Raw genomic sequence first — 21601 nt, forward strand, 5'->3', positions numbered from 1 at the left:
GGTCATCATGGCGGCTGACGTGCCGGACGACGAACGGGGACGGTCGCGGCCCGCCCGGGGGCGGGGACGACGAAGGCCGGACCCCCGAGGGGGATCCGGCCTGCGTCGTTCAGGTGGGCGATACTGGGATCGAACCAGTGACCTCTTCCGTGTCAGGGAAGCGCGCTACCGCTGCGCCAATCGCCCGCGACCTCACCAGGCGGACGAGCTGCCTGGTGCCGTGCCGAGGTGGAGACGGGATTCGAACCCGTGTGGACGGCTTTGCAGGCCGTTGCCTCGCCTCTCGGCCACTCCACCGTGAGGCGGATGCCTCGGAACAGCTCGTGCACCCGAGCGGACGACGGGATTCGAACCCGCGACCCTCACCTTGGCAAGGTGATGCGCTACCACTGCGCCACGTCCGCATGTCTGACCGTTCCGGGCCTCGCGGCCGTTCCTGGTGACGTCGTAGACAGTAGCCGACCCGCACTCCCGGAGCCAAACCGCCCCCGTCCGGCGTGCCGCCGGACGGGGGCGCGGCCGCTCAGCTCAGTGCCAGAGCAGGTCGGGCGTGAGGGAGGCGAGGTCCGGGGCGCCGCAGAGGCCCATGGCCATCCGCAGCTCCGTGTCAAGCATGTGCAGCGCCATGAGGGCGCCCTCGCGCCCCGCGGCGGCGAGGCCGTAGAGGTAGGGCCGGCCGACGAAGACGGCGTCCGCGCCCAGGCACAGCGCCTTCAGGACGTCGGTGCCCCGCCGCACGCCCGAGTCGACGATGACGGGCGCGCGCCCGGCCACCTCCGCCGCGACCGCGGGCAGGGCCTGCGCCGTCGGGACGACCGTGTCGAGGTTGCGCGCCCCGTGGTTGGAGACCCAGACGCCCGCGGCGCCGTGGTCGAGGGCGCGGGCCGCGTCGTCGGCGCGCAGGACGCCCTTGACCACCACGGGCAGGTCGGTCAGCTCGGCCAGCCAGGTGATGTCCTTCCAGCGCAGCGTCGGGTCGAGGCGCTCGACGTAGACGCGGCGGTGGGCCGGCAGGTCGTCCTCGACGCGGGCCGTGAGGGCCGGGAGGTTGGCGAAGGCCATGCCCGAGGGCAGGCGCACGCTGCGGCGGCGGTCGGTGTCGCGCGCCCCGAGCACGGGGGTGTCCACCGTCACGACCAGCGCCTGGTAGCCGGCGGCCGCGGCGCGCTGCGCGAGGCTCGCCGTGAGGTCGCGGTCGCGGCGCACGTACAGCTGGAACCACAGCGGGCTCGTCGCGGCGGCGGCGACGTCCTCCATCGACGTCGTGCCCAGGGTGCTCTGGCAGTAGACCATCCCGGCCTCGCCGGCGGCCGCGGTCACGCCGAGCTCACCGTCCGGGTGCCAGATCTTGTGGCTGGCCGCCGGGGACAGGCCGATGGGGGAGGCCAGGCGGGAGCCGAAGAGGGTCGTGGAGGTGTCGATGTCCTCGACGCCCACGAGGCAGTGGGGCGAGAGGCGGATCTCGCCCCAGGCCTCCTCGTTCCACCGCAGGCTGCGCTCGTCGCCGCTGCCGCCCTCGAGGTAGTCCCACATGGGCTGCCCGAAGGCACCGGCCCGGAGCTGCTGCAGGGCGGCCTCGCGCAGCTCGCGGATGTTGAGGGCGGGGTCCGCGGCCGGCTCGACGTGGGGTCGCTCGACTGTGTCCGTCATGGGACGGGAGTACCAGACGCGCGGGCCCGCGCGCGCCCGGACCCCCGGATCCGCCCCCGATGGACGCACGAGAGCCCGCGTCCGGACCCTCGTCGGGGCCTCGCGCGGGCTCTGCGGTCCAGCGGTGCTGTGGTCTCGCGGTGCTGCGGGGGACCGGTCAGGAGACCAGCCGGTGGACCAGGTCGTCGAGGTCCAGGTGCCGGGTCTCGCGGCCCGGGGGGACCAGGGCGTCGGCCCGGCGCAGGAAGCGCCGCACGTCGGCCTCGTCGGCCTCCAGCTCGGCGTTGCCGTCGGGGGAGGACAGGCGCAGCAGGACGCGGGCCCGGCCGTCGGCGGCGTGGGGACAGGGCCGGACGTGGACGTCGCCGTCGCCCGCGGGGGCGACGAGCCCCTCCCTCAGGAGGTCCCGCGCGAAGACCCACTCGACATCGGTGTCGCCGCCGCGGAACACGGCGTGGATCGCGTACGGGTCGTCGGCGCCGTAGTGGAGGCTGGCGGGGACGGGCAGTCCAGGACCGCTGGTGGTCCGCAGGCGCAGCGACACGTCGACGTCGACCTCGGTCTTGCGGTGCGGCAGTGCGGGCACGTCGACCTCCGTGTGCTCATGGCCGCTGACGGGCTCCAGCGACCGTGTCAGGAACTTTCCCACTGTTCACCCTCTTGAAACACCCGAACGTGGCGATTGGGACGTTCCTGTGATCGGTCCGGTTCCCTCCGGGCTCCCCGGGGCCCTCCGGAGGCCGGATCCGGTGTCCTCGGCGAAGGAGTTCCGGGCCTGCGGGGCCTCCCCGGTGTGCGCAGAACCTCCACCCGGATGCCGGGAGCACTCCGGCGCCCCCGCGCGTTGGCACCGGGGAGACGGGTCGGACGCGGGGTCGGCACCCCGGGGCGGAGCACGGTGACGGTGGAGCGGGGTGGACGCGTGCGCACGGACGGCACGACGCACGGTGGAGCGCACGAGGCGGAGCGCGCGGGCGCACCCGCGGACCCCCCGGCGGCCCCGGAGTCCGTGCGCTCGGCGCTGGTGCCCCGGCCCGCCGACCCGGGCGAGCGCGCCCGCACCGCCCGCCCCCACCCCGACCACGGGTGGCGCGGCTCCGTGCGGCGCCGCCGCGAGGCCCTGCGGGCGAACCCCAAGCGCAACCACCTCTACCGGATGGTCGTCGGCGCGGTCGGGACCGTCGTGGTCGTCCTCGGCCTGGTCCTCGTGCCGCTGCCCGGCCCCGGCTGGCTCGTCGTCTTCCTCGGCCTCGCGGTCCTCGGCTCGGAGTTCTCCTCCGCGCGGCGCCTGAACGCCTTCGGCCAGCGGCAGCTGCACCGCTGGGTGCGCTGGGTCGAGCGGCGGTCGTGGCGCACGCGCATCGCGCTCGGCGGCGGCACGGGGGCCGTCGTGCTCCTCGCCGTCTGGGGCTGGTTCGCGTGGCAGGGCGTGCCGTCGTGGAGCCCCGAGGTCGTCACGGCCCAGCTGCAGCGGGTGCCGGGCGTCCGCTGAGCGGCGGCGCCGGTCAGGGGGTGTCGTGAGCGCGGCTCGCGAGACGCTATGGTTCTCAGGCCGGTCGCGGTCCGCCGCAGCCCGGGCGATTAGCTCAGTGGTAGAGCACCTCGTTCACACCGAGGGGGTCACTGGTTCGAACCCAGTATCGCCCACCCGAACACCTCCCCCGAGGACCCGCCGTGACCTCTCCCCGTGCCGGCGTCCTCGTCGCCCTGGCCCTCTTCCCCGTGAAGTCCGTGGCCGGTCTGCGCCCCGACGAGGCGCTGCTGGAGCCCGTCGGCCTGCGCGGCGACCGCGGCCACGTCCTGGTCACCGCCGAGGGCACCGTCCTGACCGCCAAGACCGCGCCGCTGCTGCGGACCCTGACCCTCGCAGGCACCGCGGAGGACCCGCTGCTCGCGGCCCCGGGGCAGCGCCCGGGCGACCTCGCCGCCGTCGCGGCCCACCTCGGCACCTCCCCGCTGCGGCTGCGCGCCGAGGCCGCGGGCGCGCGCCAGGTCGCCGCCGTCCACGTCGTCTCCCTCGCCCAGCGCGCGGACCCGGCCGCCGGGGACTCCTCGCGCGCCAACCTCGTCGTCGACCTCGACCCGGCGGCCGAGGCCGCGGCCGTCGACGGTGCGCACCTGCTCCTCGGCGGCCTGGGCGAGGCGCCCGTGCGGCTGCGCCTGGGGCTGCGGCCCCGGCACTGCGCCGGCTGGTTCGCGGAGGTCGTGACCCCCGGGCGCGTGCGCCGGGGCGCGCCCGTCCAGGTCCTCGCGGCACCCGGATAGAGTCGGCGCGCCGGGACGACCGTCCCGCCGTCGTCCGCGTCCCCGGAGGCCCGCGTGTCCGCGCAGCTCACCGTCCACCGTTCCGGCGAGCCCGTCGTGGTGGCCGTCGGCACGACGGCCGCGGAGCTGTTCGCCGACGACCGGGACGTCGTGGTGGCCCGCGTCAACGGCGAGCTGCGCGACCTCAGCCGCGTCCTGGCCGAGGGCGACGAGGTCGAGGGCGTCCTCATCTCCTCCGAGGACGGGCTGGCCGTGCTGCGCCACTCCACCGCGCACGTCATGGCGCAGGCGGTGCAGCAGCACTTCCCCGAGGCCAGGCTCGGCATCGGCCCGCCCATCCGCGACGGGTTCTACTTCGACTTCGACGTCGAGCGTCCCTTCACCCCCGAGGACCTCAAGACCGTCGAGAAGACCATGCAGCGCATCGTCAAGGAGGCGCAGCGCTTCGAGCGCCGCGTCGTCACCGACGACGAGGCGCGCGCCGAGATGGCGGACGAGCCCTACAAGCTGGAGCTCATCGGGCTGAAGTCCTCCGCGGGCGACGCGGCCGACGGCGCCGACGCCGAGGTGGGCGCGGGCGAGCTGACGATCTACGACAACGTCCGGCGCGACGGCACCGTGGCGTTCAAGGACCTGTGCCGCGGCCCGCACCTGCCGACCACGCGCCTGTCGGGCAACGGCTACAGCCTGCTGCGCTCGGCGGCCGCGTACTGGCGCGGCAGCGAGAAGAACCCGCAGCTGCAGCGCATCTACGGCACCGCGTGGCCGACGAAGGACGAGCTGAAGGCGTACCAGGAGCGGGTGGCCGAGGCCGAGCGCCGCGACCACCGCCGCCTCGGCACCGAGCTGGACCTCTTCTCCTTCCCCGACGAGATCGGCTCCGGCCTGGTCGTCTTCCACCCCAAGGGCGGGGTGGTGAAGCGGGAGATGGAGGACTACGTCCGCCGCCGCCACATCGAGGAGGGCTTCGACTACGTCGGGACCCCGCACATCAGCAAGGGCGGGCTGTTCGAGACCTCGGGGCACCTGCCCTACTACGAGGACACGATGTTCCCGGCGATGGAGCTGGAGAACTCGAAGTACTACCTCAAGGCCATGAACTGCCCCATGCACAACCTGATCTTCCGCTCGCGCGGGCGGTCCTACCGCGAGCTGCCGCTGCGGTTCTTCGAGTTCGGCTCGGTGTACCGCTACGAGAAGAGCGGCGTCGTGCACGGCCTGACCCGCGTGCGCGGGCTCACCCAGGACGACTCGCACAGCTACGTGACCACCGAGCAGGCGCCGGCGGAGATCCGGCACCTGCTGGACTTCGTGCTCGGCCTGCTGCGCGACTTCGGCCTGGACGACTACTACCTGGAGCTGTCCACCCGCGGCGACTCCGAGAAGTTCATCGGCTCCGACGAGGAGTGGGCGCAGGCCACCGCCGTCCTCGAGGAGGCCGCGCTCGGCACCGGGCTGGAGCTGCGGCCCGACCCGGGCGGCGCCGCGTTCTACGGCCCGAAGATCTCCGTGCAGGCCCGCGACGCCATCGGGCGCACCTGGCAGATGTCGACCATCCAGTACGACTTCAACCAGCCCGCGCGCTTCGGCCTGGAGTACACCTCCGCGGACGGCTCCAAGCAGCAGCCGGTCATGATCCACTCGGCCAAGTTCGGGTCCATCGAGCGGTTCTTCGGGGTCCTGACCGAGCACTACGCGGGCGCGTTCCCCCCGTGGCTGGCGCCGATCCAGGTCGTGGGGATCCCCGTCGCCGACGCGCACGTCGACCACCTGCAGGCGGTGGCCGCGAAGCTCAAGGCGCGCGGGATCCGCGTCGAGGTCGACGCGGCCGACGACCGGATGCCCAAGAAGATCCGCACCTGGACCAAGCAGAAGGTGCCGTTCCTGCTCATCGCGGGGGAGGAGGACGCCGCTCACGGCGCCGTCTCCTTCCGCCTGCGCGACGGCAGCCAGGACAACGGCATCCCCGTGGACGAGGCCGTCGAGCGCATCGTCGACGCGGTGCAGCGCCGGGTCCAGGTCTGAGCGTGGGCGACGAGCCGGCGGTGGAGGCGGCGCAGGTGGAGCAGGCCGCGTCCTTCGCCGGCGACCCCGACGGGTTCGAGCGGCTCTGGACGCCGCACCGCCTCGCCTACATCAAGGGCGACCGGAAGCCCTCGGACCCGGACGACTCGGCGCAGTGCCCGTTCTGCCGCGCACCGGGTCTGGACGACGCGGAGGGGCTCGTGGTGCACCGGGGCCGCACGGCCTTCGTGGTGCTGAACCTGTTCCCCTACAACCCGGGTCACCTGCTCGTGTGCCCCTACCGGCACGTGTCCTCCTACGTGGACCTGCGCGCCGACGAGCTCGCGGAGTTCACGGCCCTGACGCGCGCGGCGGTCCTGTCCCTGCAGGCCGCCTCGAACCCGGCGGGCTTCAACCTGGGCATGAACCAGGGGGGCGTCGCGGGCGCCGGGATCGCCGCCCACCTGCACCAGCACGTCGTGCCCCGCTGGGAGGGCGACGCGAACTTCCTGCCGGTCGTCGCGCGCACGAAGGCGCTGCCGGAGCTGCTGGAGGACACCCGCCGGCGCGTCGCCGCGGCCTGGACGACGGCGGAACCGCCCGCCTGACGGCCCTGCGGGTGCGTGCGCGGCGTCCCCGGTCGAGGATCGTCGGACCATGACCCGCGAGCCCGCCCTGACGACCCCCGACGGCCGCTACCTCGTCGTGCGGGGCCGGTTGTGGCGCTGCTCGGACCCGGGGCTGGACCCGGAGCACCGCCAGGAGCTCGTCGAGCGGCTCATGACCGCGCGCCGCGACAAGCGGACCGCGATGGCCGCCGACGACGCGGCGGCCCGGGAGGACGCGCGGGCCCGCGTCGACCAGGCCAAGCACGAGCTCGGCGAGCGCGGGCCGGTGTGGTGGGACGACGGCGCCCCCGACCTGACGCGCCACCTCGCGCGGAACACCGACTACGCCGACTGGTACGCCACGACGACGCAGGGGTAGGGCCCGCGGCTCAGCCCCGGGCGGCCGCGCGGTCCCGCCGCGCAGAGCGGGGGAGCGTCCGCGCGCGCCACGCCTGCGGCAGCCGCTCCAGCGGCGCGAAGGCCAGCAGGCACACCACCGTGGGCAGGAAGTGGATGCCGATGGTCAGGTACGTCCCGAGGTGGAACACCAGCCAGAACCCCACGGCCGCGGCGAGCGCCCGCCCGCGCAGCCACAGCATCAGCGGGCTGAGGAACTCCGCGACCAGCACGCCCCACTGCATGACCACGACCAGGTGCGGCACGGCGAGCAGCGCGTCCGTCAGGGTGCTGCCCCGCCTCGAGAAGGCCCACGTGAAGATCGCGCCGTTCGCCCAGTCCCAGCCGCCGAAGCGCATCTTGGCCAGGGCCGCGAGGAAGTAGGTGCAGACCGCGGCGACCTGCACGCAGCGCACGGCCCAGCCCGCGGCCTCGCTGCGCAGGAACGGGTCCCGGGCCGCGCCGACCGTCGGGAGCACCAGCAGCGCGACCAGCAGGGCCACGTGGTCGTGGTCGATCTTGGAGTAGCTGAAGCCGTTGCTGATCCACTCCAGGTACGCGGCTGCGCAGACCCAGCCCGCCGCCCGCGGCAGCCGCCCCAGCGCCGCGACCACGGCGCTGAGCACGAGGACGACCAGCACGACGCGCACCGACGTCTCCGTCGGGGCGGGCAGGTCCAGCAGGCGGCGCAGCAGGATCGGGCGGTACAGCACGGCCGGCACGTCGCCGTGCCCGAGCGGCCACGTCGTGATGTGCAGGGCGTCGAGGACCACGAACGCGTAGAGCACGAACCGCAGGACGGCGACGCGCCCCAGCGCGACGGGCGGCGCCCACCACGAGCGCCACGCGCCCGCCCTCCCCGTCCCTCCCGCGGTCGTCCCTCCCGCGGTCGTCCCTCCCGCGGTCGTCCCTCCCGCGGTCGTCCCGCCGAGGGCCGGTCGGCGCGTCGTCGAGCTCACCGGCAGCACCCCAGCGGGTGCCGCGGGTCCGCGACGTCCCACGCGGCCAGCTCGACGTCGCGGGGCGCGCCGGTCAGCTCGCCGCCCACGAGCCGGGTGACGTCCTGGTGGACCTCGAGGTGGGCGTAGCGGGCGCGGCCCGGGTGCCGCTGCGCGTACGCGGCGGCGACGGCCTCCAGCAGCGCCGGGTCGTCGACGAAGCGCTGCAGCTGCCCCTCGACCTCGGCGCGCCGCAGCCCGACGCCGCCGGGAGTCAGGGGCACCACCGTGCGGACACCGCCCGTCGTCACCGCCTCGATCCGGGTGGAGCGGACCTCGCCGTCGAGGTGGACCGCGAAGGCGTACTGCGACATGGGCGCGAACGGCCAGCGGTCGTCGTTGCCCTGCACGGTGCCGAGCACCAGCAGCCCCAGGAAGGCGACGGCGGCGACGCTGCGCCAGGCCAGGCCCGCGCGGGGCAGGCGGCGGATCCCCGCGGCGGGCTCGAGCACCTCGGCAGCCTAGGGGCGCGACCCCCTAGGGTGAGGGCGCCTCGGCGGTGACCGCCGGGCCCCGCCCGCCCCCGCACAGAAGACGGACCGATGCTCAACCGCTTCGCGCGCGCCTTCGTCACCCGGGTGTTCACGCCGCTGGCCCACCTGCTGCTGCGCCTCGGCGTCGGGCCGGACCTCGTGACGACCGTCGGGACGGTCGGCGTCTGCGCCAGCGCGCTGGTCCTCTTCCCCCTCGGGCACCTGTTCTGGGGCGCCCTCGCGGTGGCCGTGTTCGCCCTCTCGGACACCCTCGACGGGATCATGGCCCGCGCCTCGGGCCGCTCCGGCAAGTGGGGCGCCTTCCTCGACTCCACCCTGGACCGCTTCGCCGACGCGGCCGTCTTCGGCGGCCTGGTCGTCTGGTACGCCCGGGGCGGCGGGAGCCAGCTCACCGCGGGCCTCGCGCTGCTGTGCCTGGTCCTCGGCAGCATCGTCCCCTACGCCCGGGCCCGCGCCGAGGGCCTCGGCCTGCGCGCGAACGTCGGCATCGCCGAGCGCTCCGACCGCCTCGTCGCCGTCCTCGTCGGGGCCGCGGCCGTCGGCGTGGGCGCCCCGCGCGTCGTGCTCACGGTCGTGCTGGCCCTGCTGGCGGTCGCGAGCCTCGTCACCGTCGGCCAGCGCATGGCGCTCGTGCGGCAGCAGGCGCTGGCCGGGTCGCCGCCCGCGTGAGCCGCGCGCACGACGTCGCGGTCGGCCTCGCCTTCCGCGCGGGCTGGCGGGTGCTGCGCGTGCTGCCCGAGGCCGTCGTCCTCGCGGGCTCCGAGCGGGTCGCCGCGCGCCTGCACCGCGGTGACGGCCCGCGCGTCCGGCAGCTGCGGGAGACCCTGCGCCGCGCCCGGCCCGACGCGGCGCCGACGGAGCTGGAGGGCGTCGTGCGCGCCGGGCTGGCCTCCTACGCCCGCTACTGGTGCGAGACGTTCCGGCTGCCCTCCTTCTCGCGCGAGCGCATCGTCACCACCGTCAGCACGTCCGGGCTGGAGCCCGTCCGGGCCGCGCTCGCCGAGGGCCGCGGTGTCGTCCTGGCGCTCGGGCACCTCGGCAACTGGGACCACGCGGGGGCCTGGGCGACGCTGGAGCTCGCGCCCGTCGTCACCGTCGCCGAGCGGCTGCGGCCCGAGGCCGTCTACGACGCCTTCCTCGCCTTCCGCGCGTCGCTGGGGATGACCGTCCTGCCGCTGGGGGAGGCCGCCACGTCGGCCACGCTCGTGCGCCGGCTGCGCGCCGGGGCGCTCGTGCCCCTGCTGGCCGACCGCGACCTGACCGGCCACGGCGTGCCCGTGCGCTTCCTCGGCGAGGAGCTGCGGATGGCCGCGGGGCCGGCGTCGCTGGCGCTGGCCACGGGCGCGGCCCTGTTCACCACCGCGGTGACGTCGGTGCCGCTGCCGCCGGGGCACCCCGCCCGGCGCACGGGGGCCCGCTGGGGCCTGCACCTCGCGTTCGGCCCGCGCCTCACCGTGCCTCCCGCCGTGCGCGGAGCCGGACGCCCGGCTGCCGTCGCCGCGCTCACGCAGGAGCTGGCCGACGGGCTGGCCGCCGCGGTCGCCGCGCGGCCGGAGGACTGGCACGTCCTGCAGCCCGTGTTCACGGCCGACGTCGAGCGGGCCCGGCGGGCCGCGCCGTGAGGATCGGCATCGTCTGCCCGTACTCCTTCGACGTCCCCGGCGGCGTCCAGTTCCACGTCCGCGACCTCGCGCAGCACCTGCTGTCCCTCGGCCACCACGTGCGGGTCCTCGCGCCCGCCGACGACGACGCCGCGCTACCGCCCTTCATCGACAGCGCGGGGCGCGCGGTCGCCGTGCCCTACAACGGCTCCGTCGCGCGGCTGTCCTTCGGGCCGCTCACCGCGGCCCGCGTGCGCCGGTGGCTCACCGAGGGCGCCTTCGACGTCCTGCACCTGCACGAACCGCTGTCCCCGAGCGTGTCGATGCTCGCGCTGTGGGCCGCGGAGGGGCCGATCGTCGCCACCTTCCACACCGCGAACCTGCGCTCGCGCGCCATGCAGGCCGCGTTCCCGCTGCTGCGCCCCAGCCTGGAGAAGATCGCCGCCCGCATCGCGGTCAGCGAGGACGCCCGCCGGACCCTCGTCGAGCACATCGGCGGCGACGCGGTCGTCGTGCCCAACGGCGTCTTCGTCGACGACTTCGCGGGCGCCGCCCCGCGGCCGGAGTGGTCGGGCACGCCCGAGCGCCCCGTCGTCGCCTTCGTCGGCCGCCTGGACGAGGCGCGCAAGGGGCTGCCCGTGCTGTGCGAGGTCGTGCCGCGCGTGCGGGCCGTCCTGCCCGGCGCGCGCTTCCTCGTCGCGGGCCGCGGCGACCTGGCCGCGGCCCGGGCGCTGCTGGCCGACCCCGCCGGCGTCGAGTTCCTCGGGCCCGTCGACGACGCCGCGAAGCAGGCCCTGCTGGCCTCCGCGGACGTCTACCTCGCCCCGCACACGGGCGGGGAGAGCTTCGGCATCGTCCTGGTCGAGGCCATGGCCGCGGGCACGGCCGTCGCGGCGAGCGACCTCGGCGCGTTCCGGCGCGTGCTCGACGACGGCGACGCGGGCGTGCTCTTCGCCACGGGGGACGCCGACGCCGCGGCGGCCGCCGTCCTCGGCCTGCTCACCGACCCCTCGCGCCGGGCGGAGGTCGCGGCCGCGGGCCAGCGGGTGGCGCGCCGCTACGACTGGCCCGTCGTCGCGGGGGAGGTGCTGGCCGTCTACGACACGATCCGCACCGGTGTCGCCGCCCACGCGCGCGTGGTCGCCGACCGGCGCCTGCCGGCGCCGCGCGGGCCGGGCGCGTGACGAGCCTCGCCTGGGCCCTGCTGGCGCTGCTCGTGGTCTGCGCGCTCGCGGGCTACCTCTCCGCCACCGCGCAGCGCCTGGACCGGCTGCACCACCGCGTCGAGACCAGCCGCGCCGGCCTCGAGGTGGAGCTGACCCGCCGGGCGTCCGCGGCGCTGGAGCTCGCGACGTCCGGCGAGCTCGACCCGGCGACGTCGCTCATCCTCGCCGACGCCGCGACCGCCAGCCTCGACGCCCCGCGCACCCCCGCCGCGCTGCGCGACGCCACCGACGCCGACGACGCGGCCCGCTGGGCCGCCGAGAGCGGCCTCTCCCGGGCGCTCGCGGTCGTCCTGCCGGCCGCGGACGGGCTGGGGGAGGCCGGGGGAGCGCCCGCGACCGGCCGCGTCGGCGACGCCGCGCACCGCGTCGCCCTGGCCCGCCGCTTCCACAACGACGCCGTCGTGCAGACCCGGCGGCTGCGCGCCAAGCGCGTCGTGCGGTGGGGGCGCCTCGCGGGCCACGCGCGGCTGCCGGAGACCGCGGACTTCGACGACGGGGCCTCTTCCTACGACTCGTAGGATGGGGCCCAGGTGCTCCTCCGGGGGCGCCGCAGCCGCCGGGTCAGCCGGGCGGACCGACGAGACGAAGCGCGAGGCGGGACCACCGTGAGCACCGACGTGGGCAGCAACCTGAGCACCGGGACGAGCGACGGGCGGAACGGCACGCCCGCCGTGGGCACCATGCGCGTCAAGCGCGGCATGGCCGAGATGCTCAAGGGCGGCGTCATCATGGACGTCGTCAACGCCGAGCAGGCGAAGATCGCGGCCGACGCGGGCGCCGTCGCCGTCATGGCGCTGGAGCGCGTGCCCGCCGACATCCGCGCCGAGGGCGGCGTGAGCCGCATGAGCGACCCGGACATGATCGACTCGATCATCGCGTCGGTGTCGATCCCCGTGATGGCCAAGGCCCGCATCGGCCACTTCGTCGAGGCGCGCGTCCTGCAGTCCCTGGGCGTCGACTACATCGACGAGTCCGAGGTCCTCACCCCCGCGGACTACGCCCACCACATCGACAAGCACGACTTCACCGTGCCGTTCGTGTGCGGCGCCACCAACCTCGGCGAGGCCCTGCGCCGCATCACCGAGGGCGCGGCGATGATCCGCTCCAAGGGCGAGGCCGGCACGGGTGACGTCTCCAACGCGACCAAGCACATGCGCACCATCCGCGCGGAGCTGAACCGCCTGCGCTCCATGTCCCCCGACGAGCTGTTCGTCGCGGCCAAGGAGCTGCAGGCCCCCTACGAGCTGGTCCGCGAGGTCGCGGCCGCCGGCAAGCTGCCCGTCGTCCTGTTCACCGCGGGCGGCATCGCCACCCCGGCCGACGCGGCGATGATGATGCAGCTCGGCGCCGACGGCGTGTTCGTCGGCTCGGGCATCTTCAAGTCGGGCAACCCGGCCCAGCGCGCCGAGGCGATCGTCAAGGCCACCACGTTCCACGACGACCCCGACGTCATCGCGAAGGTCTCCCGCGGTCTCGGCGAGGCCATGGTCGGCCTGAACGTCGAGGCCATCCCGGAGCCGCACCGGCTGGCCACGCGCGGCTGGTGACCTCTTCTCCCGCAGCGGATCCGCTCGGCCCCGAGTGGGCCGTGGAACCGGACGGGACCCGCACGCGCGCCGCGGCCCGCGTCGTCCTGCTGGACGGCGCGGGCCGCGTGCTGCTGGTGCGGGGGACCGATCCCGAGCGCCCCGGGCAGCGGTGGTGGTTCACCGTCGGCGGCGGTCGCGGCGCGGACGAGCCGGCCCGCGAGGCGGCGGTCCGGGAGCTGCGCGAGGAGACCGGCCTGCTCGCGGCGCCCGCGGACCTCGACGGTCCCGTGTGGGTGCGCACGGCGGAGTTCCCGTTCTACGGCCGCTCGTGCCGCCAGACCGAGGAGTTCTTCGTGCACCGCGTCGCCGCGGGCGCCGCGCTGACCCGCGAGGGGTGGACGCAGCTCGAGCACGACACCCTGACCGACGTGCGGTGGTTCACCCCGGCCGAGCTCGCGGGCGTGGCCGGGGCCGGCGAGGCCGTGTACCCACCGGACCTGCCGCGCCTCGTGGCCGACCTGCCCGATCGCTGGGACGGACCCCCGCTGCCGGTGCGCTGAGGCGGCCCCCCGGCGAGGGGGGTCAGCGCCCGCGCAGGCTCGCGAACACGTCGTCGAGGAGCGTGGGGCCGGGAGCCCGGCCGCGCTCGGTGAACCACTCCCGGCCCAGCGCCCGCCGGAACACGGGGCGCGGCAGCAGCAGCAGCGCGCCGATGCCCCGGACCCCGCGGCGGCCCCCCGTCTCGGACTGGCTGGCGTGGGCCGCGAGCGCGGCCCGCTTGGCGCCCGCGTGCGCCCGCACGTCCACCCGGTGCGTCAGGTCACCCCGGGCCGTGAACCCCTCGCCCACGCGGTCGGCGGTCACGTCGCCCACCAGCCCCGGCACGCGCGCGGCCACGCGCAGCGCCCGCCGCACCCACGTCCGGTCGATCGTGGCCTCCAGCACCACGGGGGTCCCCGCGAGCGCGGCGGCCGCCACGCCCACGGCGTGCACGTGGACGTGGTCCGGGTGGCCGTACCCGCCTCGCGCGTCGTACGTCGTGAGGACGTCGGCTCCCTCCTCGCGCAGCACGGCGGCGACCTCGGCCGCGAGCTGCCCCACGCTCAGGGCGCTGAACACCGGCACCGCGTCGCCGTCGGCGCCCGCCGGTTCCAGGTAGCCGCTGTCGCGGTGGCCCAGCCGCACCACGCGGGCCACGCCCAGCGCGGCGGCCGACGCGGCCAGCTCGCGGGTGCGCCGCTGCGCGAGGTCCGCGCCCGGGCCGGCGTCGGCGAGGCCCGCGGCACCGTCCGTGGCGACCACGAGCACGACCCGGTGCCCCTCCGCCGCCGCGCGCGCGAGGGTGCCGCCGGTCAGCAGGGCCTCGTCGTCGGGGTGGGCGTGCAGCGACACCAGCACGAAGCGGGGACCCGGACGCTCGCGCGGGAGACGCTCGCGCGGGACGGGGTTCCGGGCGCCGACCACGGCCGCAGCCTGGCACACCCGCCCGCGCAGGGACGCCCTCCCGCAGGGGGACCCGGGACCCCCAGCGGACCCCCCGTGGTCGGGCAGCTCACGCTCAGGATCATGCCCTGGGATGAGGGTGGGTTCGCTCTGGCGCGCGATGACCAGGGCTCCCCGCCCCGGCCACGCTGGCCGGGTGGCCGCCGACCAGGCGGCGGGCGGGGAAGGGGCTACCGGTGCAGGCGATCGACGAGCGTGAGGGGACGGCCCCCCCACCGCTGCTCCCACCCCTGCGGCGGCCCGCGCTGCCACCCGCGCGCACCGCGGTGGGGGCGCTGACGACGGCGGCCGCGCTGGCCGCGGTCCTCCTCCTGCCGCGCCTGGTGGGCACGACCTGGCACGACGTCCGGGGCGCCGTCGGCCACCTCGGGGCGGTGGACGTGCTCGGGCTGCTGGTCCTCTGGGTGGCCGGGCTCTGCTGCTGCTCGAAGGTGCTCACCGCGTCCCTGCCGGGCCTCACGTCCGGCCGCGCGCTGCTGCTGAACCTCACGGGCAGCGCCGTCGCCGGGGCGGTCCCGCTGGGCGGGGCGCTCGGGATGTGGCTGAACACGTCGATGCTGCGGCGCTGGTCCTTCCGGGGCCGCGACATCGCCTCCTTCACCGTCACCAGCAACGTCGTCGACGTCGTCGGCAAGCTGCTGTTCGTCCTGCCCGTCCTGGTCGCGGCCCTGGCCGCGGGCGGGCTGCCGCAGGTGCCGGGCGCCACCGGGTGGGCGCTCGCGCTGGCCGCGACGATGGTCGTCATGGCCGCGGGCACGCTCCTCGCCGGCACCGACCGCGGGCTGGACCGGCTCGCCGCGCTCACCGCCGCGGCGGCGGCGCTCGCGGCCCGGCTGCGCCGGCGTCCGGGGCGGGCGGAGGTGGCGGCGCGGACCCGCGGCCGGCTGCTCGACGTCCGGACCGCGGTGGGGGAGCGGCTGCGCTCCGCCTGGCGGCCGCTGATGACCGCGGTCCTCGCCTACGTCGGCCTGCAGGCCCTGCTGGCCGTCCTCTGCCTGCACCTCGCGGGCGTCCGGCTGCCGGTGGTCACGCTCCTGGCCGCCTTCGCGGTCGACCGGGTCGTGAGCGCCGTCCCGATCACCCCCTCGGGGGCCGGGTTCGCCGAGGCGGCCGCGTGCGCGGTGCTCGTCGGGGCCGGCGGCGACCCGCGCCACGTCCTGGCCGGGGTCCTGCTCTACCGCCTGTTCCTCGTCGTGCTCGAGGTGCCGGTCGGGGGCGTGCTGCTCGGCGGCTGGCTGCTGGCCGGCCGGGCCGTCCCCGCCCGCACCGCCTCCGCGCTCGCCGTCGCCCGCGGGGGCCTGCGGTGAGCCTCGCGACGCCCCTGGCCCCACCCGCCGGGCCGGCCGCCGTCCCGCCGCCGCGGCCCGGACGGGCCCTCACCGTCGTCCTCGTGACCGACAGCTACCTGCCCCGGCTCGGCGGCATCGAGCTGCACGTGCGCGACCTCGCCGGCCGGCTGGCGGCGCAGGGCCACCACGTCCGCGTCGTCACCGCGACGGGCGGCCCGGGCACCGCGGCCGCGGACCCGTTCGTCGTGCACCGCCTCCAGCCCGCCGGGGCCCCCGGCCCCGTCGACCCGGCGCTCTGGCGCGGGGCGGACCGGGCGGGCCTGACCCGGGCGGTCGCGGACGCCGACGTCGTCCACGTCCACTCCTCCGTCGTGTCGCCGCTGGCCTGGGCCGCGGCGCGCGCCGCGCACCTCGCGGGCGTGCCCGCCGTCGTGACCGTGCACTCGATGGTGCCGCTGGGCACGGGGGTGGCCCTGGCCGCCGCCCTGCACCCGCGGTGGGTGGGCGAGGTGCGGTGGACGGCCGTGAGCGAGGCCGTCGCCGCGCCGCTGCGGCGCCTCACGGGACGACCCGTCGCGGTCCTGCACAACGGCGTCGACCCGGTGCCCTGGCGTGGCGGGCCCCCGGCTGCGGGGTCGTCCGGCGCGTTCACGGTCGTCAGCGCCGGTCGCTTCACGGCCCGCAAGCGGGTCATCCCGCTCGTGCGGGTCCTGCGCTCGGTGCGCGCCCGGGTGCCCGCGGACGTGCCGCTGCGCGCGGTGCTGGTGGGGGACGGGCCCCAGCACGCGGCCGTCGCGGCCGCCGTGACCCGCCTCGGGATGGCGGACTGGGTCGAGCTGCCGGGGCGCACGACGCGCGACGGGCTGGCGCGCTGCTTCGCGGCGGCGGACGCCTACGTCGCGCCGGCGGTGTGGGAGTCGTTCGGGCTGGCCGCGCTCGAGGCCCGCTGCGCGGGGCTGCCGGTGGCGGGCCGGGCGGGCAGCGGCCTCGCGGAGTTCGTCGCCGACGGCGTGGAGGGCCGGCTCGCGCGCGACGACCGCGACCTCGCGCGCGTGCTCGCCGGCTGGGCGGTGGACCGCGCGGAGGTCGGGCGCCTGGCCCGCCACAACGCGGCGACGCTGCCGTCGGTGACGTGGGACCGCGTGCTGCCCGCCACCCTCGCCGCCTACCGCGCCGCGGGGGCGGGGGCGGGCGTCCCGGGGGCGCGCCGGACCCGGCGGGAGCTGCCGGTCCTCGCCTCCTAGGCTCCCCGGGTGACTCCCGCACGGCCCACCATCGGTGTCCTCGCGCTGCAGGGCGACGTCCGCGAGCACCTCGCGGCGCTCGAGGCGGGCGGCGCGCACGCCGTGACGGTCCGCCGCCTCGCCGAGCTCGCGGCCGTCGACGGCCTCGTCCTGCCCGGCGGGGAGTCCACGACCATCGACCGCCTGCTGCGGACGTTCGAGCTGCGCGAACCCCTGCGCGAGCGCATCGCCGGGGGTCTGCCGGTCTACGGCTCGTGCGCCGGGATGATCCTGCTCGCCGACCGCGTGCTGGACGGCGCCCCGGACCAGGAGACCCTCGGGGGGCTGGACATCACGGTGCGCCGCAACGCCTTCGGCCGCCAGGTGGAGAGCTGGGAGGAGGACCTCCCGCTCGAGGGCGTCACGGCGGCGGGCGAGGACGTCCGTGCCGTCTTCATCCGCGCACCGTGGGTGGAGGAGGCGGGGCCGGACGTCCGGGTGCTCGCCCGGGTGGGCTCCGGACCCGCCGCGGGTAGGATCGTCGCCGTGCGACACGGCGGTCTGCTGGCCACGTCGTTCCACCCCGAGATCACCGGGGACGACCGGGTGCACCGCTACTTCGTGGAGATGGTGCGCTCGCAGGACGGCCCGCCGGTGGACCGTCCGGGCGGCACCACGAGCACCGAGTAGGGCGAGCAGCAGCGGGCAGCACGAGCAGCACCGACGACGGCGATCGAGAAGGCGAAGGGGGACAGGATGTCCGGCCACTCCAAGTGGGCGACGACCAAGCACAAGAAGGCTGTCGTCGACTCACGGCGCGCCAAGAGCTTCGCGCGCCTGATCAAGAACATCGAGGTCGCGGCACGGACGGGTGGCGGCGACGTCGCCGGCAACCCGACGCTGTTCGACGCGATCCAGAAGGCCAAGAAGACCTCGGTCCCGGCCGACAACATCGACCGCGCCGTCAAGCGCGGCTCCGGTGCGGAGGCCGGCGGTGCCGACTGGCAGACGATCATGTACGAGGCCTACGGGCCCAACGGCGTCGCGCTGCTCGTCGAGTGCCTCACCGACAACAAGAACCGCGCGGCCATGGAGGTGCGCACGGCGATGACCCGCAACGGCGGCACCATGGCCGACCCGGGCAGCGTCGCGTACATGTTCACCCGCAAGGGCGTCGTCGTGGTCGGCAAGGAGGGCACCACCCTCACCGAGGACGACGTCCTCATGGCGGTCCTGGAGGCGGGGGCCGAGGAGGTCACCGACCAGGGCGACACCTTCGAGGTCGTCTGCGAGCCGACGGACCTCCTCGCGGTCCGCGAGGCGCTGCAGGGCGCGGGGATCGACTACGACTCCGCCGACGCGACGTTCGTCCCGAGCGTGCAGGTGCCGCTGGACGCCGACGGCGCCGCCAAGGTGTTCAAGCTGATCGACGCGCTCGACGACTGCGACGACGTCCAGAACGTCATCGCCAACTACGACGTCTCCGACGAGATCATGGCGGCCCTCGAGGACGCCTGACACGCGCACGCCGATCGCCTCCCGGCCCCTGCCCCCGCCGAGTGCGAGGGTGGGGGCCGTGCGCGTGCTGGCGGTGGACCCCGGCCTGACCCGGTGCGGGATCGGCGTCGTCGACTCCACGGGAGGCCGCCGCGCCACGATGGTGGCCGTGGGGGTCGTGCGGACCCCGGCCACCGACCCCGTCGAGGCGCGGCTGCTCGCCATCAGCGAGGGCCTCGAGAGCTGGCTCGACGAGCACGCCCCCGACGTCGTCGCCGTCGAGCGGGTCTTCGCCCAGGCCAACGTGCGCTCCGTGATGGGCACCGCCCAGGCCGCCGGCCTCGTCCTCGTGGCCGCGGCCCGCCGCGGGCTGCCGGTCGCCATGCACACGCCCAGCGAGGTCAAGGCCGCCGTGACCGGCTCCGGGCGCGCCGAGAAGGAGCAGGTGACCGTGATGGTCACCCGCATCCTCGGGCTCGCCGAGGCGCCCCGGCCGGCCGACGCCGCCGACGCCCTCGCCCTCGCGCTGTGCCACCTGTGGCGGGGCGGGGCGTCGTCGCGGCTCGAGGCCGCGGCGCACTCGGCGCTCGTCACGGGCCGCCGCAACGCCTACGCGGAGGCCGAGGCGGCCGCGCGCCGCCCCCGCCCACCGGTCGCCCGCGCCCGCTGAGGCGGGTGCGGGCCGCCGGGGTCAGCCCAGGCGGCTGCGCAGGAACGTCGTCGTGCGCTCCCACGCGAGCTCGGCGGACTCGCGGTCGTAGCTCGGCCGCTCGTCGTTGTAGAAGGCGTGCCCCGCGGGGTAGACGTGCAGCTCGGGCTCGACGCCGGACTGGGCGCGGATGCGCTCCGCCGTCGCGTGCACGGCCTCGACCGGGATCGACTGGTCGCTCTCGCCGTAGTGGCCCAGCACGGGGGCCGTGAGGGAGGAGAAGTCCGTCTCCTCGGCGGGCAGGCCGTACCAGGGCACCGCCGCACCGATGCGGTCGCCCTGCTGGGCGGCCAGCGAGAGGACGAACGCCCCGCCCATGCAGAAGCCGACGGCGCCGACGGTGCGCGACGTCACGGCGTCGTGGCCCTCGAGGTAGGTGACGGCGCCCGCGAGGTCGCGCGCGGCGCGCTCGGGCGGCAGCTCGGTGAGGAAGGTCATGGCCTCGGCGGAGTCGTGCGTCGTGCGGCCGCCGTAGAGGTCCGGCGCGAGGGCGACGAAGCCCTCGGCGGCGAGGCGGTCGACGATCGCGACGATGTGGTCGGTCAGGCCCCACCACTCCTGGATGACGACGACGCCCGGGCCGCTGCCCGAGGCCGGCACCGCGAGGTAGCCGTGCGCGTGGTCGGCGCCGGCCGCGTCGGTGGCGGGGAAGGTGACGTTCTGACGGGGGTTCTCGTGCTCTTCGTGGCTCACCCGGCCGACTCTGCCCCGTGGCCCGCCGCCCCGCACCGGCGGGGTGGCCCGGCGCGCCGGGCGACGGGCCCCGGGACGGCTGGGTAGCGTGACCCTCGTACAGGTGTTCGGTGGTGGAGGAGGTCGTTCGGTGATCGCGTCGGTGCGCGGCACGGTCCTGTCGGTGCGGCTGGACTCGGCCGTCGTCGAGGTCGGTGGCGTGGGGATGCTCGTCCAGGCCGCGCCGGCCACGCTGGCGCCGCTGCGGGTGGGGGAGGAGGCCACGCTCGCGACCAGCCTCGTGGTGCGCGAGGACTCCCTCACCCTCTTCGGCTTCGCCGACGCTGACGAGCGCGAGGTGTTCGAGGTGGTCCAGACCGTCTCGGGCGTCGGGCCCCGGCTGGCGCTGGCGATGCTCGCGGTGCACCGCCCCGACGGGCTGCGCGCGGCCGTCGCGGGGGAGGACCAGACCGCGCTCATGCGGGTCCCGGGCATCGGGCGCAAGGGCGCGCAGCGCCTCATCCTCGAGCTCGGCGACCGCCTCGGCCCGCCCAGCGGCGCGACCGCGACCCCGGTGGCGGCGGCTCCCGCGGCCGCCGACGTCCGGCGCCAGCAGGTCGTCGACGCCCTCGTCGGGCTCGGCTACCCGGTGAAGCAGGCCGGGGACACCGTCGACGCCGTGCTGGACGCGGACGACACCGACCCCGCTGCCGACCCCGCCGCCGACCTGGACGTCGCCGGGGCGCTGCGCGCGGCGCTGCGGCACCTGAGCGGCCGCTGATGCAGTCCGACCGGATCGTCACGACGGGCGCCGACGACCACGAGCGCGCGGCCGAGTCCGCCCTGCGCCCGCACGGGCTGGAGGAGTTCGTCGGGCAGAAGGTCGTCCGCGAGCAGCTCTCGCTCGTCCTGGACGCGGCCCGCGCCCGCGGGGCGGCCAGCGACCACGTCCTGTTCTCCGGGCCGCCCGGGCTCGGCAAGACCACCCTGGCGATGATCGTCGCGTCCGAGATGGGCGCACCCCTGCGCCAGACCAGCGGCCCGGCCATCCAGCACGCGGGCGACCTCGCGGCCGTGCTGAGCTCCCTCGACGAGGGCGAGGTGCTCTTCGTCGACGAGATCCACCGCATGGCCCGGCCCGCGGAGGAGATGCTCTACATCGCGATGGAGGACTTCCGCGTCGACGTCGTCGTCGGCAAGGGCCCGGGCGCGACCGCGATCCCGCTGGAGCTGCCGCGCTTCACCCTCGTGGGCGCCACCACGCGCGCGGGGCTGCTCCCCGCCCCGCTGCGCGACCGCTTCGGCTTCACGGGCTACCTGGACTTCTACTCCCCGGAGGAGCTCGTCCAGGTCCTGCGCCGCTCGGCGAGCCTGCTCGACGTCCAGCTCACCGCCGAGGGCGCCGAGGAGATCGGCCGCCGCTCGCGCGGCACCCCGCGCATCGCCAACCGGCTCCTGCGGCGCGTGCGCGACTGGGCGCAGGTGCGCGGGTCGGGCATCGTCGACCGCCGCGCGGCGCGCGCGGCCCTGCTGGTCTACGAGGTGGACGAGCGCGGCCTCGACCGCCTGGACCGCGCCGTGCTGGAGGCGCTCTGCAAGCGCTTCGGGGGCGGGCCCGTGGGCCTGTCCACGCTCGCCGTCGTGGTCGGGGAGGAGGCGGAGACCGTCGAGACGGTCGCCGAGCCGTTCCTCGTCCGCGAGGGCCTGCTGGGCCGCACCCCGCGCGGTCGCGTCGCCCTGCCCGCCACGTGGGCGCACCTCGGGCTGACGCCGCCGCGCGACGCCGTCTGGCAGCTCCCGCTCGACGACGCCGCCGAGGACGGGCCGGCGCCGGCCTGAGCGCCGGCCCGGTGCCGCACTGCTCGCGGACACGTTGCGCGCGCGCCGGACACGCTGCGCAGGCGCGAGGGCCGTCCGGGTGAGCCGTCTAGACTCCC

The 21601-nt window shown here is 76.4% G+C and carries 24 protein-coding genes and 4 tRNA genes; 19 read left to right on the plus strand and 9 right to left on the minus strand.

The window, feature by feature from the left end; translation table 11 throughout:
- Window positions 1-114: 114 nt before the first annotated feature.
- From F1544_RS01985 to F1544_RS02005, 5 genes are all read right to left on the minus strand, one after another.
- Window positions 115-186 (minus strand) — tRNA-Val (locus F1544_RS01985).
- Window positions 187-226: 40 nt separating this feature from the next.
- Window positions 227-297 (minus strand) — tRNA-Cys (locus tag F1544_RS01990).
- Between the two features lie 35 nt (window positions 298-332).
- Window positions 333-404 (minus strand) — tRNA-Gly (locus F1544_RS01995).
- 124 nt (window positions 405-528) lie between these two features.
- Window positions 529-1650: an alpha-hydroxy acid oxidase gene (locus tag F1544_RS02000; protein WP_167581504.1), complete on the minus strand. Its 1122-nt coding sequence runs from the start codon at window positions 1648-1650 to the stop codon at window positions 529-531.
- Window positions 1651-1807: 157 nt separating this feature from the next.
- Entirely contained in the window at window positions 1808-2236 is a 429-nt protein-coding gene (locus F1544_RS02005; protein ID WP_308469830.1) for an SsgA family sporulation/cell division regulator, read from the minus strand.
- Window positions 2237-2572: 336 nt separating this feature from the next.
- On the opposite strand from F1544_RS02005, the gene F1544_RS25130 reads away from it, so the two are divergent.
- The 6 genes from F1544_RS25130 to F1544_RS02035 all read left to right on the plus strand — a co-directional run bounded on the left by F1544_RS25130 (window position 2573) and on the right by F1544_RS02035 (window position 6906).
- Window positions 2573-3142, plus strand: coding sequence for a TIGR02611 family protein (locus F1544_RS25130; RefSeq protein WP_167581507.1), 570 nt, complete (start codon window positions 2573-2575; stop codon window positions 3140-3142).
- A gap of 83 nt (window positions 3143-3225) precedes the next feature.
- A tRNA-Val gene (locus F1544_RS02015) sits at window positions 3226-3297 on the plus strand.
- A 27-nt stretch (window positions 3298-3324) separates the two neighbouring features.
- Window positions 3325-3915 (plus strand): MOSC N-terminal beta barrel domain-containing protein, encoded by a 591-nt coding sequence (locus tag F1544_RS02020; protein WP_167581510.1) that lies wholly within the window; start codon window positions 3325-3327, stop codon window positions 3913-3915.
- A gap of 54 nt (window positions 3916-3969) precedes the next feature.
- Window positions 3970-5940, plus strand: coding sequence for a threonine--tRNA ligase (gene thrS, locus F1544_RS02025; protein ID WP_167581513.1), 1971 nt, complete (start codon window positions 3970-3972; stop codon window positions 5938-5940).
- 2 nt (window positions 5941-5942) lie between these two features.
- The gene (locus F1544_RS23825) at window positions 5943-6527 is read left to right on the plus strand and encodes an HIT family protein (RefSeq protein WP_167581516.1); all 585 of its coding nucleotides are present in this window, start codon (window positions 5943-5945) and stop codon (window positions 6525-6527) included.
- 49 nt (window positions 6528-6576) lie between these two features.
- The gene (locus tag F1544_RS02035) at window positions 6577-6906 is read left to right on the plus strand and encodes a hypothetical protein (RefSeq protein ID WP_167581519.1); all 330 of its coding nucleotides are present in this window, start codon (window positions 6577-6579) and stop codon (window positions 6904-6906) included.
- Window positions 6907-6916: 10 nt separating this feature from the next.
- Here F1544_RS02035 and F1544_RS02040 read toward each other — a convergent pair whose 3' ends face one another.
- Together F1544_RS02040 and F1544_RS02045 are read right to left on the minus strand one after the other, a co-directional pair.
- The gene (locus F1544_RS02040; protein WP_308469831.1) at window positions 6917-7882 is read right to left on the minus strand and encodes a hypothetical protein; all 966 of its coding nucleotides are present in this window, start codon (window positions 7880-7882) and stop codon (window positions 6917-6919) included.
- On the minus strand, window positions 7879-8373 hold the full coding sequence (locus tag F1544_RS02045; RefSeq protein WP_167581522.1) for a hypothetical protein: 495 nt from the start codon (window positions 8371-8373) through the stop codon (window positions 7879-7881). The genes F1544_RS02040 and F1544_RS02045 overlap by 4 nt, the downstream gene beginning before the upstream one ends.
- Window positions 8374-8463: 90 nt before the next feature.
- On the opposite strand from F1544_RS02045, the gene pgsA reads away from it, so the two are divergent.
- From pgsA to F1544_RS02075, 6 genes are all read left to right on the plus strand, one after another.
- A complete protein-coding gene (pgsA, locus tag F1544_RS02050) occupies window positions 8464-9084 on the plus strand; it encodes a phosphatidylinositol phosphate synthase (protein ID WP_167581525.1) in 621 nt (206 codons plus the stop codon).
- Window positions 9081-10037 carry a phosphatidylinositol mannoside acyltransferase gene (locus F1544_RS02055; RefSeq protein ID WP_167581528.1) on the plus strand — a complete coding sequence of 319 codons (957 nt, stop codon included), beginning with the start codon at window positions 9081-9083 and terminating at the stop codon, window positions 10035-10037. Before pgsA ends, F1544_RS02055 begins: the two co-directional genes overlap by 4 nt.
- Window positions 10034-11200 (plus strand): glycosyltransferase family 4 protein, encoded by a 1167-nt coding sequence (locus tag F1544_RS02060; protein WP_167581531.1) that lies wholly within the window; start codon window positions 10034-10036, stop codon window positions 11198-11200. Before F1544_RS02055 ends, F1544_RS02060 begins: the two co-directional genes overlap by 4 nt.
- Window positions 11197-11760, plus strand: coding sequence for a hypothetical protein (locus F1544_RS02065; protein WP_167581534.1), 564 nt, complete (start codon window positions 11197-11199; stop codon window positions 11758-11760). Before F1544_RS02060 ends, F1544_RS02065 begins: the two co-directional genes overlap by 4 nt.
- Window positions 11761-11922: 162 nt before the next feature.
- Window positions 11923-12789 carry a pyridoxal 5'-phosphate synthase lyase subunit PdxS gene (pdxS, locus tag F1544_RS02070; protein WP_167581920.1) on the plus strand — a complete coding sequence of 289 codons (867 nt, stop codon included), beginning with the start codon at window positions 11923-11925 and terminating at the stop codon, window positions 12787-12789.
- A 41-nt stretch (window positions 12790-12830) separates the two neighbouring features.
- Window positions 12831-13331 (plus strand): NUDIX hydrolase, encoded by a 501-nt coding sequence (locus F1544_RS02075; RefSeq protein WP_208971141.1) that lies wholly within the window; start codon window positions 12831-12833, stop codon window positions 13329-13331.
- 22 nt (window positions 13332-13353) lie between these two features.
- Here the strand turns inward: F1544_RS02075 and F1544_RS02080 are convergent, their stop codons facing one another.
- A complete protein-coding gene (locus F1544_RS02080; protein ID WP_208971142.1) occupies window positions 13354-14235 on the minus strand; it encodes a PIG-L family deacetylase in 882 nt (293 codons plus the stop codon).
- Between the two features lie 215 nt (window positions 14236-14450).
- Between F1544_RS02080 and F1544_RS02085 the strand changes: the two genes are divergently transcribed.
- The 5 genes from F1544_RS02085 (at window position 14451) to ruvC (ending at window position 18953) form a co-directional block, all read left to right on the plus strand.
- The gene (locus F1544_RS02085; protein WP_167581537.1) at window positions 14451-15581 is read left to right on the plus strand and encodes a lysylphosphatidylglycerol synthase domain-containing protein; all 1131 of its coding nucleotides are present in this window, start codon (window positions 14451-14453) and stop codon (window positions 15579-15581) included.
- Window positions 15578-16807 (plus strand): glycosyltransferase family 4 protein, encoded by a 1230-nt coding sequence (locus F1544_RS02090; protein WP_208971143.1) that lies wholly within the window; start codon window positions 15578-15580, stop codon window positions 16805-16807. Before F1544_RS02085 ends, F1544_RS02090 begins: the two co-directional genes overlap by 4 nt.
- Before the next feature lie 9 nt (window positions 16808-16816).
- Window positions 16817-17476 (plus strand): pyridoxal 5'-phosphate synthase glutaminase subunit PdxT, encoded by a 660-nt coding sequence (pdxT, locus tag F1544_RS02095; protein WP_167581540.1) that lies wholly within the window; start codon window positions 16817-16819, stop codon window positions 17474-17476.
- A 66-nt stretch (window positions 17477-17542) separates the two neighbouring features.
- Window positions 17543-18304, plus strand: a complete 762-nt coding sequence (locus F1544_RS02100; RefSeq protein WP_167581543.1) for a YebC/PmpR family DNA-binding transcriptional regulator — start codon at window positions 17543-17545, stop codon at window positions 18302-18304.
- 58 nt (window positions 18305-18362) lie between these two features.
- On the plus strand, window positions 18363-18953 hold the full coding sequence (ruvC, locus tag F1544_RS02105; protein WP_167581546.1) for a crossover junction endodeoxyribonuclease RuvC: 591 nt from the start codon (window positions 18363-18365) through the stop codon (window positions 18951-18953).
- Between the two features lie 21 nt (window positions 18954-18974).
- Here the strand turns inward: ruvC and F1544_RS25135 are convergent, their stop codons facing one another.
- Window positions 18975-19685, minus strand: coding sequence for a dienelactone hydrolase family protein (locus F1544_RS25135; protein ID WP_167581549.1), 711 nt, complete (start codon window positions 19683-19685; stop codon window positions 18975-18977).
- Between the two features lie 130 nt (window positions 19686-19815).
- Here F1544_RS25135 and ruvA point away from each other — a divergent pair, with 130 nt between their 5' ends.
- Both ruvA and ruvB read left to right on the plus strand, forming a co-directional pair.
- A complete protein-coding gene (ruvA, locus tag F1544_RS02115; protein WP_167581552.1) occupies window positions 19816-20445 on the plus strand; it encodes a Holliday junction branch migration protein RuvA in 630 nt (209 codons plus the stop codon).
- Window positions 20445-21503: a Holliday junction branch migration DNA helicase RuvB gene (gene ruvB, locus F1544_RS02120; protein ID WP_167581555.1), complete on the plus strand. Its 1059-nt coding sequence runs from the start codon at window positions 20445-20447 to the stop codon at window positions 21501-21503. The genes ruvA and ruvB overlap by 1 nt, the downstream gene beginning before the upstream one ends.
- The last annotated feature ends 98 nt before the right edge of the window (window positions 21504-21601 follow it).

The organism is Kineococcus rubinsiae, assembly GCF_011839805.1.
GTDB classification, from domain to species: domain Bacteria; phylum Actinomycetota; class Actinomycetes; order Actinomycetales; family Kineococcaceae; genus Kineococcus; species Kineococcus rubinsiae.

Bases quoted from the DNA above. Each gene is read 5' to 3' on its own strand.
- F1544_RS02000 (WP_167581504.1), bottom strand. From the start codon at position 1,650: ATGACGGACACAGTCGAGCGACCCCACGTCGAGCCGGCCGCGGACCCC.
- F1544_RS02035 (WP_167581519.1), top strand. From the start codon at position 6,577: ATGACCCGCGAGCCCGCCCTGACGACCCCCGACGGCCGCTACCTCGTC.
- pgsA (WP_167581525.1), top strand. From the start codon at position 8,464: ATGCTCAACCGCTTCGCGCGCGCCTTCGTCACCCGGGTGTTCACGCCG.
- pdxS (WP_167581920.1), top strand. From the start codon at position 11,923: ATGCGCGTCAAGCGCGGCATGGCCGAGATGCTCAAGGGCGGCGTCATC.
- F1544_RS02100 (WP_167581543.1), top strand. From the start codon at position 17,543: ATGTCCGGCCACTCCAAGTGGGCGACGACCAAGCACAAGAAGGCTGTC.
- ruvB (WP_167581555.1), top strand. From the start codon at position 20,445: ATGCAGTCCGACCGGATCGTCACGACGGGCGCCGACGACCACGAGCGC.